Origin of the sequence: Streptomyces sp. 4N124 (assembly GCF_052245395.1) — a bacterium.
Taxonomy (GTDB): Bacteria; Actinomycetota; Actinomycetes; order Streptomycetales; family Streptomycetaceae; genus Streptomyces.
This window is the reverse complement of the sequence record NZ_JBQQBS010000009.1, coordinates 199590-214712: the sequence shown is the minus strand read 5'-3', so window position 1 is coordinate 214712 and position 15123 is coordinate 199590. Positions and strand designations below refer to the sequence as shown.

General features: G+C 70.7%; 13 protein-coding genes. 5 read left to right on the top strand and 8 right to left on the bottom strand.

Annotated elements, in window-relative coordinates; all coding sequences use genetic code 11:
* Positions 1–16 precede the first annotated feature (16 nt).
* Positions 17–1792 carry a sulfatase-like hydrolase/transferase gene (locus ACTWQO_RS12350; protein WP_443237292.1) on the top strand — a complete coding sequence of 592 codons (1776 nt, stop codon included), beginning with the start codon at positions 17–19 and terminating at the stop codon, positions 1790–1792.
* Positions 1793–1885: 93 nt separating this feature from the next.
* Here ACTWQO_RS12350 and ACTWQO_RS12345 read toward each other — a convergent pair whose 3' ends face one another.
* The 4 genes from ACTWQO_RS12345 to ACTWQO_RS12330 form a co-directional block, all read right to left on the bottom strand.
* On the bottom strand, positions 1886–2629 hold the full coding sequence (locus ACTWQO_RS12345) for an IclR family transcriptional regulator (protein WP_443237291.1): 744 nt from the start codon (positions 2627–2629) through the stop codon (positions 1886–1888).
* Positions 2626–3993: an alpha/beta hydrolase family protein gene (locus tag ACTWQO_RS12340; protein WP_443237290.1), complete on the bottom strand. Its 1368-nt coding sequence runs from the start codon at positions 3991–3993 to the stop codon at positions 2626–2628. Before ACTWQO_RS12340 ends, ACTWQO_RS12345 begins: the two co-directional genes overlap by 4 nt.
* A complete protein-coding gene (locus tag ACTWQO_RS12335) occupies positions 3990–5345 on the bottom strand; it encodes an MFS transporter (RefSeq protein WP_443237289.1) in 1356 nt (451 codons plus the stop codon). Before ACTWQO_RS12335 ends, ACTWQO_RS12340 begins: the two co-directional genes overlap by 4 nt.
* Before the next feature lie 81 nt (positions 5346–5426).
* Positions 5427–5852, bottom strand: a complete 426-nt coding sequence (locus ACTWQO_RS12330; protein WP_443237288.1) for a MarR family winged helix-turn-helix transcriptional regulator — start codon at positions 5850–5852, stop codon at positions 5427–5429.
* A 214-nt stretch (positions 5853–6066) separates the two neighbouring features.
* On the opposite strand from ACTWQO_RS12330, the gene ACTWQO_RS12325 reads away from it, so the two are divergent.
* Genes ACTWQO_RS12325 through ACTWQO_RS12310 form a run of 4 tightly spaced genes read left to right on the top strand, consistent with a single transcriptional unit; the run spans position 6067 to position 9848 of the window.
* The gene (locus ACTWQO_RS12325) at positions 6067–6984 is read left to right on the top strand and encodes an SDR family NAD(P)-dependent oxidoreductase (RefSeq protein WP_307840898.1); all 918 of its coding nucleotides are present in this window, start codon (positions 6067–6069) and stop codon (positions 6982–6984) included.
* A gap of 11 nt (positions 6985–6995) precedes the next feature.
* The gene (locus ACTWQO_RS12320) at positions 6996–7871 is read left to right on the top strand and encodes an amidohydrolase family protein (RefSeq protein WP_443237331.1); all 876 of its coding nucleotides are present in this window, start codon (positions 6996–6998) and stop codon (positions 7869–7871) included.
* Between the two features lie 10 nt (positions 7872–7881).
* On the top strand, positions 7882–9384 hold the full coding sequence (gene menE, locus ACTWQO_RS12315; RefSeq protein WP_443237287.1) for an o-succinylbenzoate--CoA ligase: 1503 nt from the start codon (positions 7882–7884) through the stop codon (positions 9382–9384).
* Positions 9385–9392: 8 nt separating this feature from the next.
* The gene (locus ACTWQO_RS12310) at positions 9393–9848 is read left to right on the top strand and encodes a MaoC family dehydratase (protein WP_443237286.1); all 456 of its coding nucleotides are present in this window, start codon (positions 9393–9395) and stop codon (positions 9846–9848) included.
* On the opposite strand, the gene ACTWQO_RS12305 is transcribed toward ACTWQO_RS12310, so the two are convergent.
* From ACTWQO_RS12305 to ACTWQO_RS12290, 4 genes are read right to left on the bottom strand one after another with little or no spacing between them, the layout of a single operon-like run.
* Positions 9839–10669 carry a PaaX family transcriptional regulator gene (locus ACTWQO_RS12305; protein ID WP_443237285.1) on the bottom strand — a complete coding sequence of 277 codons (831 nt, stop codon included), beginning with the start codon at positions 10667–10669 and terminating at the stop codon, positions 9839–9841. The two genes, ACTWQO_RS12310 and ACTWQO_RS12305, sit on opposite strands and share 10 nt — an antisense overlap.
* A 25-nt stretch (positions 10670–10694) precedes the next feature.
* Complete coding sequence (locus ACTWQO_RS12300) at positions 10695–11543, bottom strand: hypothetical protein (RefSeq protein WP_443237284.1); 849 nt, start codon at positions 11541–11543, stop codon at positions 10695–10697.
* Entirely contained in the window at positions 11543–13210 is a 1668-nt protein-coding gene (locus ACTWQO_RS12295) for a PHP domain-containing protein (protein WP_443237283.1), read from the bottom strand. Before ACTWQO_RS12295 ends, ACTWQO_RS12300 begins: the two co-directional genes overlap by 1 nt.
* Positions 13211–13235: 25 nt before the next feature.
* The gene (locus ACTWQO_RS12290) at positions 13236–15077 is read right to left on the bottom strand and encodes a LamG-like jellyroll fold domain-containing protein (protein WP_443237282.1); all 1842 of its coding nucleotides are present in this window, start codon (positions 15075–15077) and stop codon (positions 13236–13238) included.
* Between the last annotated feature and the right edge of the window lie 46 nt (positions 15078–15123).

The window sequence follows — 15123 nt, the reverse complement described above, 5'->3', positions numbered from 1 at the left end:
CACACAGGAGATCCGCATGCCGAGCCGCCGCCGATTCCTCACCGGGGCAGCCGCCGCGCCCGTCGCGCTCGCGGCGGCCACGGCGTGCGAGGCCGGTGACGAGGCGCAGCCCGCGCAGCTCAACAAGCCCGCCGCGGCCATGCCCGCCGTGCGGGCCCCGGCATCGGGCCGGGTCAACTTCGTGGTGATCCTCGCCGACGACCTCGGCTACGGCGAACTCGGCTCCTACGGCCAGAAACTGATCCACACGCCGCGCCTGGACGCCCTCGCCGCCGAGGGCCTGCGCTTCACCGAGGCCTACGCCGCCGCCCCGGTGTGCGCGCCCTCACGCTGCTCGCTGCTCACCGGGCTGCACAGCGGCCACTCCACCGTGCGGGAGAACCCCTGGGGGCCGGGCGGCCAAGGCGCCCTGACCGACCGGGACTTCACCTTCGCCGAGGCGCTGCGGGCGCTCGGCTACCGCACCGGCATCATCGGCAAGTGGGGCTTCGGACCCGAGCTCCCGGACCAGCCGAGCCACCCCAACTCCCGTGGCTTCGAGGAGTTCTACGGCTACATCGGCCACGGTCACGCCCACGACTACTTCCCCGAGTACCTGTGGCACAACGGCACCCGGCAGGAGATCCCCGAGAACAAGGGCGGCGCCCGCAAGGTCTACGCCCCCCACCTGATTCAGGACCGCGCGCTCAGCTTCATCAACGCCCACCAGAGCGAGCCGTTCCTGCTCTGTCTCGCCCCGACCGTGCCGCACGCCCCCAGCCAGGACCCGGACGCCGGCGAGTACGCCGACCGGCCCTGGACCGGCCCCAACAAGCGGCACGCCGCCCAGGTCACCTCCTTCGACACCCTGGTCGGCAACGTCACCGACCGGCTCACCGAACTCGGCATCGAGGACCGCACCATCGTCCTCGTCACCAGCGACAACGGCCCGCACGAGGAGGGCGGCACCGACCCCGAACTCTTCAACGGCAACGGCCCGTTGCGCGGCATCAAGCGCAATCTCTACGAGGGCGGCATCCGCGTCCCCCTCATCGCCTGGTCCCCGCAGCACGTACGGTCCGGCACCACCGACCGACCCACCCCGCTCACCGACCTGCTGCCCACCCTCGCCGACCTCGCGGGCGCACCCGCCCCGACCGACGTCGACGGCCTCTCCCTCGCCCCGCTGCTGCGCGGCTCCCAGGACGCCGCCCGCCACGACAGCCTGTACTTCTACCGCAACCACGCCAACATCACCCCGCGCTCCGACGCCTTCGACCTCGGCCGGGGCCGCCGTCTCGCGGAGGCGCTGCGGCGCGGCGACCTCAAGGCCGTGCGGTTCGCGCCGGGACAGAACCGGCGGGCGTCCGACGACCAGTGGGACGTAGAGCTGTACGACCTCGCCAAGGACCCCGGCGAACTGCACGACCTCGCCGCCGCGCGGCCCGCCCAGGCGGACGAGCTGGTGAACCTGATGCGTGAGTCATGGGCACCGGTGTACCGACGCAAGCCCTTCGGCCTCAGGCTCCAAGTAACCGGCACTGGCCCGGAGTTCACGGTCACGGCCACCCTCACCAACGGCTCCGCCCGCCCCTGGACCGACGCCCGCCTCGCACTACAAACGCCGAGCGGCTGGCGGATACACGCACTGGACGCGCTCTCCACCGCCCGCCTGGACACAGGCGAACACCTCACGGCCCGCTGGAAAGTCACCCCGGCCCAGGTCTCGGCGGCCACGACACTCACCTGCCGGGCCACGGCAGAGCACGCGGACGAAGAGGTGACGTACACGGCGAGCACGACACTGAACTGATGCCGGGTTCGGCAGCGCCCCTTCAGGGGCGCGGGGAACTGCGCGACCAGCCCCCACCGGCCCGCAGGAAGAGAACCGCGCAACCAGCGGAGCTCACGGCTGCCAGCCAAGGGCCCGAGAGATGCCCCGCGCAGCGAGCCGCACCGCCGGTATCAACGCCGGCACCTGCGCGTCGACCTGCGGCACGACGACCGACACCGCGGCGACCACCCCCCCGCCCGGACCCCGCACCGGAGCGGCCAGCGACAACGCGTCCTCGGTGACCTGACGGCTGCTCACCGCCACACCGGTGCGCCGCACCTCGGCCAGCACCCGGCGCAGCCGCACCGGATCGGTGACCGTGTACGGCGTGAAGGAGGCGAGCGGCCCCGAGCAGTACTCCTCCTGGGACTCGGGATCACTGTGCGCCAGCAGCACGAGCCCGACCCCCGTGGCATGCAGCGGCCAGCGCGCGCCGACGCGGATGTGCACGCCGACCGCGGAGCGCCCGGAGAGCCACTCGATGTACACCACCTCGGCGCCGTCCCGCACCGCCAACTGCACGTTCTCGTGGGTGGCTTCGTACAGGTCCTCCAGATACGGCAGGGCGACCTGCCGCAGGGCCAGCCCGCGCGGGGCCAGCGCGGCGATCTCCCACAGCCGCAGCCCCACGTGGTAGACCCCCGACTCGTCCCGCTCCAGGGCGCCCCACTCGGTGAGGGCGCCCACGAGCCGGTGCGCGGTGGTCAGGCTCAGCCCGGCCCGGCGGCTGATGTCCGTCAGAGACAGCGCGGAGTGCTCGTGATCGAACGCCGAGAGCACGGACAGCAGCCGGTCGGGGGCGGAGCGGGGGGTCATGGGCGGGTGGCGGCGGGGTGCGCGAGGTCGTAGGGGCGGGGGTAGGCGGTGGGGTGGTATGTCACATACCGCGGCTCGTTCGCCGGGTCCGCCAGCTCGGCCCGGTCATTGAGGTTGCCCGGCGACGCGTCCCAACGGCCGGTGTCCAAGCGGTGCTCCAAGGTGTCCAGGGCCCCGATCATCTCGCCCGGGGTGAAGGTGCAGTGGCCGGGCCCGTCGACATAGGCCTGCCTCAGCAGCGGGCCCGAACCCCCGGCTGCGGCGGCTCGCCGGTAGGCGCTCTCGGCCTGTACCGGAATCAGCGCGTCGCCGGTCGTGTGGATGTTGAGCTGCGGGTCGGTGAGCCGGCCCTTGAAGACACTGGTGTCCCGCATCCACCGCACCGCCGGGGGATCGGCCGAGACCCGGGGCGCGCGGTTGAGCGCCGTGAGGTCGGTGCGCAGGGACAGGCCCGCCTTTCGGTACAACTCCGTCACCTCCTTGAACAGCGGGGAGCGGTGCAGCATCGCGGTGTAGTCGACGCCCGTGTTCCAGGACATGTTGCCCCCGGCGCGGCTCTCCGCCTCCTGACGCCACGAGAATGCGGGCAGTTGGAGGAGCCCCTGGAGGGCGGTGTACTGGTTGGCCTGCTGGGCGTCCCAGTCGGTGGGCGCCGGTTTCGTCTGCGTGGGGTCGTTGTACCCGGGGATGTTGTGCAGGGCGGCGGCGAGGGCGATCCGGGCGCGGCCCTCGGCGGTCTGCTGGGCCGCGGTGACCTTCGTCGTGAGCGTCTGCGCGGCGCTCTGCGCCTGTGCCTGGTCGGCGAATCCGGTCAGCGGGATGCCCGCGTCGGGCGCCAGCAGCGCCTTCAGCGCGAACACCGGGTCCAGCGTGCTGTTCCAGTTGGCGACGCCGCCCTGCACCAGACCGCACATGGAGAGCGATCCGTCGAACCGGTCCGCGTGCCGCTCGGCGAGGGTCGTCGTGACGAGGCCGCCGTACGAGGTGCCCCAGGCGATGGTCCGCCGTGCCGTGCCGAACTTCTCGGTGAACAGGTCGAGAGTGGCGAGCTGGTCCGGCACGGCGTCCGTGACCGCCCAGCCGTTCGTGGCGTACGAGGAGCCGATGAGGGCGTAGCCCTGGTCGAGGAGCTTGTCCAGGGTGGCCGAATCAGGCGCGTTCTGGGCGGGGTTGGGCCAACCGGCAGCCCGGTAGCCGTGGCTGTAGAGCAGCACCGCGCCGTTCCAGTCGGCGGGTACGTCCATCAGGTAGGCGGCGCCCGAGGGTAGTTGGCCCTCTACGTGCGTGTCCGTGGCTGCTGCCTGAGCGGGGGGCGCGGACACGGCGCACAGGGCAATGGTCAGTAGGGCGATAGGGGTTCTCAACGCGGGGTCCCTTCCGGGGCGGGGGTCACGGAGTGAGGCTTGTGGTTCTCCAGGGCGTTCGCGCTTGTCTCGCGCAGGCGCCAGACGGTGAGCGCCGTGACGGCTGCGCCGCCGCACAGCAGCAGGGAGACGGGCGTGCTGCCGCCGCCGTACGAGGCGAGCAGGCTGCTCGCGATCAGCGGCGAGAATCCGGCGCCGACCAGCGTCGCCGCCTGGTAGCCGAGGGAGGCGCCCGTGTAGCGGACCCGGGTGCCGAACATCTCGGTGAGCAGGGCGCCCAGCGGGCCGTACATCGTCGACTGGGCGACACCGTGGCCGAGGGCCAGGGCGAGGATGAGCAGGCCGGGGGAGCCGGAGTCGACCAGGGCGAGCACCGGGAAGGCCAGCGCGGCCGAGGCGACGGCGCCGGCGAGGACGACCGGGCGGCGGCCGACCCGGTCCGACAGCGCGGACGCGGCGGGCAGCACCAGCAGGGCGACGCAGGACGCGATGGTCACGGCGGTGAGGACCTGCGAGCGGCTGTACCCGTTGTCGACGGCGTACGAGATCATGAAGCCGGTCAGCAGGGACTGCGCGGTGAACGCGCCGATGCCGACACCGCAGGCCATCAGCACGGGCTTCGGTCGGCGCAGCACCTCCACCACCGGCGGCTTCGCCCGCGGCTCCCGCTTGACCTGCGCGAACAGCGGGCTCTCCGCGACCTTGAGGCGCACGAACAGGCCGACGGCCAGCAGCACGATGCTCAGCAGGAACGGCACCCGCCAGCCCCAGGCGCGGAACTGGTCGTCGGGGAGGCCGGAGACGAGGGTGACCATCCCGGCCGACAGTACGGAGCCGAGCGGGGCGCCGAGCATGGTGAAGCTGGACCACATGCCGCGCCGGCCGCTCTGGGTGCGCTCGGCGTGCTCGACGACCATGAGGGTCGCGCCGCCCCACTCACCGCCGATGGCGATGCCCTGCACCACGCGCAGCGTGACCAGCAGGATGGGAGCCCACACGCCGATCGCGTCATAGGTCGGCAGGACGCCGATCAGGAAGCTGCCGCAGCCCATCAGCGCCATGGTCAGCAGCATCATCGACTTACGGCCGATCCGGTCGCCGAAGTGGCCGAAGACGATGCCGCCCAGCGGACGGGCGACATAGCCGGCGGCGAAGGTGCCGAAGGCCGCGATGGTGCCGACGGCCGGGTCGGCCCTGGGGAAGAACAGGTCGCCGAAGACCAGCGCGGCGACGGTGCCGTAGACGAGGAAGTCGTAGAACTCGACCGCGGTGCCGAGCAGTCCGGACAGTGCGACACGGCGCAACTGCCGGGTGTCAGGGGGTGGTTGAGCGGTGGAGGGGGATGACTGCACGGTGAGCTCCCTGGGGACGGGTCTCGGGCTGCCTCGTGAAGCTAGGCATCTCTCGTGCGGCCGTCAATCATTTGCACAACATTAATTCGGCCCGTCCTCCACGATCCGCAGCAGCAGCCCCTGCAGCGTCTCCCGCTCGGCCGCGTCCAGGGGGCCCAGCAACTCGTTGGTCACCCGCAGCCCGGCTTCGTCGGTGCCGCGCAGGAAGGAGCGGCCTTCCTCGGTGAGGACCACGATCCGGCTGCGGCGGTCGTCCGGGGCGGGTCGGCGCTCGGCGAAGCCCAGCTTCTCCAGGTCGTCGATCAGGCCGACGATCGCGCTCGGGTCGTAGCCGAGCCGGGCGCTCAGCTCGCGCTGCAGCGCCCCCTCGGTGGTGGCGAGGAAGCGCAGGACCGCGTAGTGGCGCAGGCGCAGCCCCGACTCCTGGAGGAAGGAGTTGAAGAGCTGACCCGAGCGCAGGCCCAGCCGGTACAGCAGGTAGCCCGTGTCCGCATGCAGCCCGCGCATCCATGGCTCGTTCGCGTCGATGGGCTTCGGGGTGGCGTGCTGGCGTGTGATGGCGGGCTCCCTGTGCTCGATCGATGTGTCCTGCGATGTGTCCTGGAGATTTCAGCATGTCGCACACTGAGGTCATCAACAACTATTGACGGCAACAATTATTGCTCTTAGCTTCGATCTCGGAAGCCGCACCCCATGTGCCACCGCTTGAAGGGACTCGCTCGTGCCCAGCATCGATCTCACCGGCAAGGTCGCCGTCGTCACCGGCAGCGGCCGGGGCCTCGGCCTCGCCTATGCGCACGCCCTCGCCGCCCACGGCGCCTCCGTGGTCGTCAACGACATCGACGAGGCCGTGGCCGAGCAGGCCGTGAAGTCCATCACCGCGGCCGGCGGCACCGCCGTCGCCGAGGTCGTCCCGGTCGGCACGACCGAGGCCGCCGAGCGGCTGGTGAACCGCGCCGTCGAGGAGTTCGGGCGGCTCGACATCCTGGTCACCAACGCGGGCATCCTGCGCGACAAGGTCCTGTGGAAGATGACCGACGACGACTTCGACGCGGTGATCACCACCCACCTCAAGGGCACCTTCACCTGCGCACGAGCCGCCGCCGTCCGGATGCGCGAGCAGGGTGAGGGCGGCTCGCTGATCCTGGTCGGTTCCCCGGCCGGGCAGCGCGGCAACTTCGGGCAGACGAACTACGCCGCCGCCAAGGCCGGCATCGCCGCCATGGCCCGCACCTGGTCGATGGAGCTGGGCCGCGCGAACATCACCGTCAACGCGATCGTGCCGGTCGCCGCGACCGCGATGACCGAGACCATCCCCGCCTTCGCGCCGTACGTCGAGGCCATGAAGAACGGCGAGCCGCTGCCGGACTTCCTCCGCAAGGGCGAGGGCTTCGGCACTCCCGAGGACTGCGCGGCCCTCGTCCCCTTTCTCGCCTCCGAGGCGGCGCGCGGCATCACCGGGCAGGCCATCGGCATCGGCGGCGACAAGGTGGCACTCTGGTCGCATCCGCAGGAGATCAAGGCGGCGTACGCCGACGGCGGCTGGACCCCGGACACGCTGGCCGCCGCCTTCCCGACCTCGGTGGGTGCCGAGCCGCAGTCGGTGGGCATCCCCGCGCCCAAGCTGCCGGAGGCGTGATGGCACCCCCCATGAACATCGACGAACTCGTCGCCATCGACGTCCACACCCACGCGGAGGTGTCCTCCAAGGGGCACTCCTCCCTGGACGACGACCTGCACGACGCCTCCTCCGCCTACTTCAAGGTGGAGGGCAAGCGGAAGCCGACCCTGGAGGAGACGGCCGCCTACTACCGCGAGCGGAAGATGGCCGCCGTGATCTTCACGGTCGACGCCGAGTCCGCGACCGGCACCGCGCCCGTCCCGAACGAGGAGGTCGCCGAGGCCGCCGCCGCCAACGCGGACGTCCTCATCCCCTTCGCCTCCATCGACCCCTTCCGCGGCAGGGCGGGTGTGAAGCAGGCCCGCCGCCTGGTCGAGGAGTACGGGGTGAAGGGCTTCAAGTTCCACCCCAGCATCCAGGGCTTCTTCCCCAACGACCGCTCGGTGGCGTACGACCTGTACGAGGTGATCGAGGAGACCGGCACCATCGCGCTCTTCCACACGGGCCAGACGGGCATCGGCGCGGGCGTGCCCGGTGGGGGTGGCATCCGCCTCAAGTACTCGAACCCGCTCCACGTGGACGACGTGGCGGCCGACTTCCCGCACCTCAAGATCATCCTGGCGCACCCGTCCTTCCCCTGGCAGGACGAGGCCCTCGCCGTCGCCACGCACAAGCCGGGCGTGCACATCGACCTGTCCGGCTGGTCGCCGAAGTACTTCCCGCCGCAGCTCGTGCAGTACGCCAACACACTGCTGAAGGACAAGGTCCTCTTCGGCTCCGACTTCCCCGTCCTCACCCCCGACCGCTGGCTCGCCGACTTCGAGAAGCTGACGATCAAGGACGAGGTCAAGCCGAAGATCCTCAAGGAGAACGCCGCCCGCCTGCTCGGGCTGACGAAGCCATAAGGGGTCGTAGATGCGCAACGAGGGACTGGGGTCATGGCCCGCACGCCGGGCCCGGAAGACCCCGCACCGCACCGCCCTGATCCACGGCGAGACGACGTTCACCTACGCCGAGCTGTACGACCGCACCACCCGGCTTGCCCATGCCCTGCGCGCCCGTGGCGTCCGGCGCGGCGACCGGATCGCCTACCTCGGCCCCAACCACCCGTCCTACCTGGAGACCCTGTTCGCGGCGGGCACCCTCGGCGCGGTCTTCGTGCCGCTCAACACCCGCCTCGCCGGACCCGAGATCGCCTACCAGCTCGCCGACTCCGGCGCCAAGGCCCTCGTCTACGGCCCCGCGTTCCAGGGCCTGGTAGCGGGACTGCCGGGCAGTACCGACGTCCGTGCGTACGTCGAAGTCGGCGCCGAGTACGAGGAGGCGCTGGCCTCCGCGTCGCAGGATCCCATGGACGAACCGGTCGGCGCCGACGACACCTGCATCATCATGTACACCTCGGGCACGACCGGCCGCCCCAAGGGCGCGATGCTCACGCACGGCAATCTGACCTGGAACGCGATCAACGTCCTCGTCGACACCGACCTGATCGCCGACGAACGTGCGCTGGTGTCAGCCCCGTTGTTCCACACGGCGGGCCTGAACATGCTCACCCTGCCGGTGCTGCTCAAGGGCGGCGCCTGTGTCCTGGTCGAGGCCTTCGTCCCGGAAGCCACCTTCGACCTGATCGAACGGCACCGGATCACCTTCATGTTCGGGGTGCCGACGATGTTCGACCAGATCGCCCGGCATCCGCGCTGGCCGGACGCCGACCTGTCCAGCCTGCGCATCCTCACCTGCGGTGGCTCTCCGGTGTCGACCCCGCTGATCGCCGCCTACCAGGAGCGCGGGCTGACCTTCCTCCAGGGCTACGGCATGACGGAGGCCTCGCCCGGGACGCTGTTCCTGGACGCCGAGCACGCGGTGAGCAAGGCGGGCTCGGCGGGCGTGCCGCACTTCTTCAGCGACGTACGGGTGGTACGGCCGGACCTCGCGCCGGTCGACGTCGGTGAGACCGGCGAGATCGTGGTCCGCGGTCCGCATGTCATGCCCGGCTACTGGGGGCTGCCCGAGGAGACGGCCGGCTCCTTCGCGGACGGGTGGTTCCGCAGCGGGGACGCGGCCCGGATCGACGAGGACGGCTATGTCTTCATCGTCGACCGCATCAAGGACATGATCATCTCCGGCGGGGAGAACATCTACCCGGCCGAGATCGAGGACCTGCTCCTCGCCCACCCCGACATCGTCGAGTGCGCGGTCATCGGCGTGCCCGACGACAAGTGGGGCGAGGTGCCGCGCGCGGTCGTCGTGCCGCGCGAGGACGTCTCGGTCGATCCGGACGAGATCCTCGCGTCCCTCTCCGGCCGCCTCGCCAAGTACAAGATCCCGAAATCGGTGGTCCTCGTGGAGGAACTCCCGCGCACCGCCTCCGGAAAGCTCCTCAAGTCCCGTGTCCGCAGTCGGTACGGCAACCAGTAAGGAACCTCATGAGCATCACGGTCAACGGCCTCGACGAACTGAAGAAGCTCGCGGGCAGCGACCTCGGCACCAGCGAGTGGATCGAGATCACCCAGGAGCGCATCAACACGTTCGCCGACGCCACGGGCGACCACCAGTGGATCCACGTGGACCCGGAAAAGGCCGCCGAGGGCCCCTTCGGCGCCCCGATCGCGCACGGCTACCTCACGCTGTCCCTCTTCATCCCGCTCTTCACCGAGCTGCTCGACGTCCAGGGCGTCACGACCAAGGTCAACTACGGCCTGAACAAGGTGCGTTTCCCCTCGCCGGTGAAGGTCGGCTCGAAGATCCGGCTGGTCGGGAAGCTCGCGGCCGTCGAGGACGTGCCCGGCGGCGTGCAGATCACCGTGGACGGCGCGATAGAGATCGAGGGCGGCGCGAAGCCTGCCGCCGTGCTGCAGAGCCTGTCCCGCTTCTACGCCTGATCGGGGCGTACCGGTACGAGGTCGAGAAGGCGTTCCGACGCGTCCAGCGCCGGCGGGGTGAACCGCTCGTGCACCCGCCGGAACGTCTTCTCGGCCCGTTCCGCCGGCCAGTCGTCCGGCAGATGCTTGACCGGCAGCCGGGGATCACGGCGGATGATCCGCAGCCACTCGGCCTGCAGCACCAGCCGCAGCCCGAGAGCCTCGTCGGCGTCCGGCAGATCCGTCTCCCACGGCTGCCAGCGGCGGACGAACTCCTCGTAGCGCACCGCCAGTTCGGACAGCTCCCAGGTCTCCTCGATCATCGCGCCGATGTCCATGCCGGCGTCGGCGTGCGCGCGGAAGATCTTCACATGCGCCGACAGACCCAGCTCGGCGACCAGCTCACCCACGTCGACCTGGCCGGGTGCGATCCACAGCCCGTTGAACAGCGGCCCGAAGCCGCCCCAGGTGAGCTTCGAGCGCAGGTCGTGGCGCTGCCGCTGCCAGGACTCGGGCAGGGAGAAGCCGAGCAGGGTCCAGGTGCCGTCCCACTGCCGGTTGACCGCGCCGGTCTCCCAGATGCGCCGCTCGCCGTCGCGCAGGACGGCCGTCGAATGCTCGGTCAGCCCGAAGTACATCCGGCGGCCCTCGCGCTGGCGGCGCAGCAGGCCGCGGTGCACCATCCGCGTCAGCGTGGAGCGCGTCGCCTGCTCGCCGACGCCGACCCGGGCGAAGACGTCGATGACGCTGCCCGAGTACACGCAGACATCACGCCCGAGCACCTGATCGCCCAGGAACGTCAGCATCAGGGACTGGGGCCGCAGCGACTCTTCGGTGGTCACGCGGCCCACGGTAACGCGTGCCGGATCAGTCCGTGACCTGCTGGTACGAGTACACGGTCGTCGACAGTGCGCAGATGCCGGGCTGGATCACCTGGGCGCGCAGGGTGCCGCTGTTCACGTCGTAGTCGACGCCCTCCGTCTCGAAGGTGCCGGTGCACACACTGCGCTGCGGCAGGGCGAACAGGCTCTTGACCGCCCCGGTGGTCGGCTGCCCGTCGAGCTTCCGGGGCAGGTCGACCTGGAGGAGCGGGCGGATCTCCGGGAAGAGGGACCCAGTGGCGTCGTTCGAGGCGCACACCAGCCGGGTGTCGGTGACGAAGTCGCAGCCCTGGATGTCACGCACCGGCTTGTCGAGCGTGATCTGCCCGGCCTCCTTCAGATCACCGCCCGTCTGCGGGGTGGACGGGTTGAGCAGGGGAGCGGGGAAGACCTGGAGCCGGTTCTGGTCGCCCCACTCGCCCGACACCAGCCACTGCCCGTCCGGCGAGACGGTGGCGAAGGAGTTGTTGAGCTTCTCGCCCGCGTTGAGCTGGTGGACGTACTCGTAGCGCTTCCCGGCCGGGGTCGTCACCGCGAACATCTTGGACGTGGCCGTGTCCGGGCCCTGGTAGGCGTCGAACGTGTACCCGCTCGCGATGTCCGGGTCGCCGACGTGGTTCCAGCCCTTGAAGCGCAGGTCCAGCGGGATGTCCGCCAGCCCCCGGTACAGCAGGGACCCGTCGGCCCGGCTGGCGAGGCCCTGGCCGCCGCCGAGGGTGTCGGTGTACGCCGTGCCGGTCTCCTCCCAGCGCGGGTCACCGGCGGCGGAGGCGGTGCCCGCGCCCACTGTGAACGCTCCGAATAACGCGGCCAGGCAGACGAGTTGACGCTTCATCAGGCACCCTTCACGTCGACGAATATCGGGTTGGAATAGAACCATGTATCGGCCCACGGGTCACCGTTGCCGGGCTCGTGGGGGAGCGGCCCGTGCGGGTCGACGGAGGCACCCAGGTACCCGGCGCCGTGCCGGTTGCCGTCGCTGCCGCGCAGCCGGACGTAGAAGGACTCGTCGCCGGCGGTGAGCGGGATACGCAGGGTGTACGTCCCCTTGCGGCCGCTGACGTCCTTGGTGGTGACGACCCTGGTGGCGGGCGCCTGCCAGGTGTCACGGTCGGCGGCCGGGCCGCGCACCGCGCCCCGGATGACGTCCACGTGCGCCAACTCGGGGAGGATTCCCTGGGGGTTGGGGCGGGAGGCGCTGGTGACGGTGACGGTCAGGGTGAGTCGCTCGCCCTTGCGGACACGCAGCCTGCCGCCCAGCGTGACGCCCCGGCCGTCGTCGCAGTCGCGCCTCAGCCGCACCTCCAGCCCGTCCAGCAGATGCCCGTGGTCCAGCCAGACGCGGCCCGCGCGCAGGCCCGCCATCACCGAGCGGTAGCCGTAGCGCGTCACGCCCACGTGGGTGCGGGAGAACTGGCCGGGCCAGAAGTCGCCGCCGGGCTGGGGCTCGGTGGTGTTCACCGGGTCGGGCAGGCGGCCGGTGTTGTCGAAGTTCTGGCCGGGCAGCCAGTCGCCGTTCTTCCAGGTGTCGAACACCACCCGGTGCACATCGGAGTTGGTGGTGATCGTGAACAGCCTGCCCTCGGCGAGCATGGCGTCCCACAGACCGCCCACGGTGGCCGTCATCCAGTCGAAGCCGCCGTACGTGACGTACGCGTCGGCCGGATAGCCGGGCCAGGAGTTCTCCGAGGGCTTGTTCTCGTACTCGCCGCGGATCGAGGTCGGACCGCGCCAGCCGGGGATGGCGCCGCCCTGGGCGCCGGGTGCGCCCTCCACGCCGATCATGATCTCGGGGGCCGCGTCCCGCCAGTTGCGCATCTCGTGCGGGGAGTCGATGCCGAGCCGCAGCGGGTGGTTGGCGAGGACGAGCACATCGTCGACGTAACCCGTGCGGCGCTGCTCGGCCAGCCACTTGATGGCTTTGACGGCGTGCGCCTCGTTGCGGGGAGTGTCGGGGTGGGTGGGGCCGCCCGCCGTGTAACCGAGCAGCTTGCCGTCGTAGGCGAGCTCGAACTTCGTGAGGATGTCGACCTCGTGCGGGCCGGGTGCCGCGAAGACCGTGCAGTGCTCGGCGCCGGGGATGTACCACTCCAGGCCCTGGAAGATCAGCTGACGCGGGTTCGCGGCCCGCGCCTTCAGGATCTCCTGGTGTTCCATCTTCGCCCCGAACTCGGCGTGCCCGAAGTTGGAGTGCTCGTTGAACACCAGCCAGTCGACACCGTACTTGGCGCCCGCTTTGACGACCTGGTCGAACGTGTACTTCGCGTCATGGCTGTAGACGGAGTGGACGTGGTGGTCGCCGACGAGGTAGGCGAGGCGCGGGTCGTCACCGCCCCACCGGTTCGAGGACGCCGCCGCGGGCACGGCGGCCGAGCCGAGGGCGAAGGCGGCGCCGAACAGGCCCGTGCGGCGGATGAGGCCGCGTCTGGACATGCCCTGCGGGTCGAGTGTGTCGGGTGAGACGGACGGGTCGGCCCACGCGGGCAGCTGCTGGTCGTTCACGAGGGATGCCTTTTCGATCCGGAGGTCAGTGGTTCATGAACGACGTGACGGGCAAGGCGCGTTCGACGATCCGTACGTCGCCGAGACGCCCGTACAGGATCTGGTCGATCTTCCCGCCGTACTCATAGCCGCCGAGCAGCCACGGCAGGCCCACCGAGGTGAGGCCGATCGCGGGGGCGTGCGGGTTGCGGGCGACCGGGCAGCCCTGGACGTACAGCGTGGTGTGCCTGCCGTCGTTGACGACGGCGAGGTGCCACCACTGCTCGATGGCCGTCTCGTCGCCCCAGTTGGTGGCGATGCCCTGCTGGTTGAGCGGGCGCACGGCCCACTGCGGGCCGGGTCCGTCGGAGAGGGACAGCGTGGCGAGCGGCTCGTCCGGGTCGCCCTCGGTCTTGCCTGCCGCCCCGCCGGTGCCGGTGCGGCCGACCAGTCCGGCCCACGCGTTGCGGGAGGAGGTCCAGTCGGCGGGCAGCCAGTAGAACGCCTCGATGGTGTAACCGGCCTTGAAGGTCGCCGAGTTGAGCGGCGCGCCGTCGACCGTACGCAGGTAGGCGCCCTTGAGCGGCGGCTTGCCGCCCCGGAAGTACAGGCTGCCGTGCCCCGGCTGGTCCGGGTGGTGGGCCGTCGACCAGGTCAGCGAGCCGTCCCCGACCTTGACCACGGCGAGGTCGTTGCCGCGCCCCGACAGGTCACGCACCGTCCCCTCGACCGCGGCCCCCTCCTCGTGCCCGTCGAACCGCCAGTACGCGACCGTGCCACGCACCAGCATCCGCTCGGCGGGCCGGGACGGCCGCGCGGGTATGGGGGCGAACCCGGCGAACCGCTCCTCGAAGTCGAGGTCGACGGAGAACCGGTCCGTGCCCCCGGACAGCTCCATCTCCTGCCGCTCCAGCTCGTTGAGCCCCTTCGCGGCCCGGCCCAGGATCCACGGCGACAGCGTCTCGACGTCGATCGTGTTCCGGTCGAGATCGAAGTGGTAGAGGCGGATCATCGCGGCGCCGCCGTAGTACCGGTTCTGATAGTTCGTCAGGTGCAGATGTACGTCGTTCCCGGCCGCGTTCTTGCGGACGGCGCGGGCGGCCGGCCAGTAGTGGCCGTTGAGGGTGAGGAAGATCTGGTCGTGGTCCTTGACCAGCTTGTCCCACAGCTGCTGCCCGTACGAGGAGAGGGCTTCGTCGCCGACGACCAGCTCGTGCGTGGTGAGGATGACGGGCGTGCTCGGGTGCTGGGCGATGACGTCCTTCGCCCACGCGTAACCCTTGTCCGACAGCCGCCAGTCCAGGGCCAGGACGAGCCACTCGCGCCCGGCCGCCTTGAAGATGTGGAAGGTGTTGTATCCGTCGGCGGAGGCACCTCCGAAGGTCGGCTTGCCCTTGAAGCGGTCCGGGCCGAACGTGTCCAGGTACGGCGTCGTGCCGCGCTGGTCGGTGGTGGACGAACGGACGTCGTGGTTGCCCGCCAGCACGCTGTAGCCGACCCCGCGCCGGTCGAGCAGCTCGAACGCCTCGCCGATCGCGTCGCATTCGGCCTTCGCGCCGTTCTCGGTCAGGTCGCCCAGGTGGGACAGGAAGACGATGTTGTCCTCGCGCCCGTGCTCCAGCAGATAGCGCAGCGAGGCCTGGATCGGCGCCGGGTTGATGCTCGGACCGTCGAAGAGGTACTGCGTGTCGGGCATCACGGCGAGCGTGAAGCGGCGGTTCTCGGTGTCGGGGCGCCAGCCACGGCCGACCGTCGCCGCTTCAGCGGCGACGGTCGGGAGGGTGACGGCGGTGGCCGCGGCGCCGATCAGCGCGGTGGCTCTGAGGAAGTTGCGTCTGCCGGCGTGGGCGCAGGCAGATTCCTGCCCGGGCTCATGGGTGGTGCACACATTCGTCTCCAGTGAAGGCACAAGGGCGTGAAGGCGTGAAGCGGTG

Excerpts from the sequence above, each read along its gene's own strand:
- ACTWQO_RS12300 (WP_443237284.1), bottom strand. The coding sequence starts at position 11,543 with ATGAAGCGTCAACTCGTCTGCCTGGCCGCGTTATTCGGAGCGTTCACA.
- ACTWQO_RS12345 (WP_443237291.1), bottom strand. The coding sequence starts at position 2,629 with ATGACCCCCCGCTCCGCCCCCGACCGGCTGCTGTCCGTGCTCTCGGCG.
- ACTWQO_RS12350 (WP_443237292.1), top strand. The coding sequence starts at position 17 with ATGCCGAGCCGCCGCCGATTCCTCACCGGGGCAGCCGCCGCGCCCGTC.
- menE (WP_443237287.1), top strand. The coding sequence starts at position 7,882 with ATGCGCAACGAGGGACTGGGGTCATGGCCCGCACGCCGGGCCCGGAAG.
- ACTWQO_RS12310 (WP_443237286.1), top strand. The coding sequence starts at position 9,393 with ATGAGCATCACGGTCAACGGCCTCGACGAACTGAAGAAGCTCGCGGGC.
- ACTWQO_RS12330 (WP_443237288.1), bottom strand. The coding sequence starts at position 5,852 with ATGCGCGGGCTGCATGCGGACACGGGCTACCTGCTGTACCGGCTGGGC.
- ACTWQO_RS12320 (WP_443237331.1), top strand. The coding sequence starts at position 6,996 with ATGAACATCGACGAACTCGTCGCCATCGACGTCCACACCCACGCGGAG.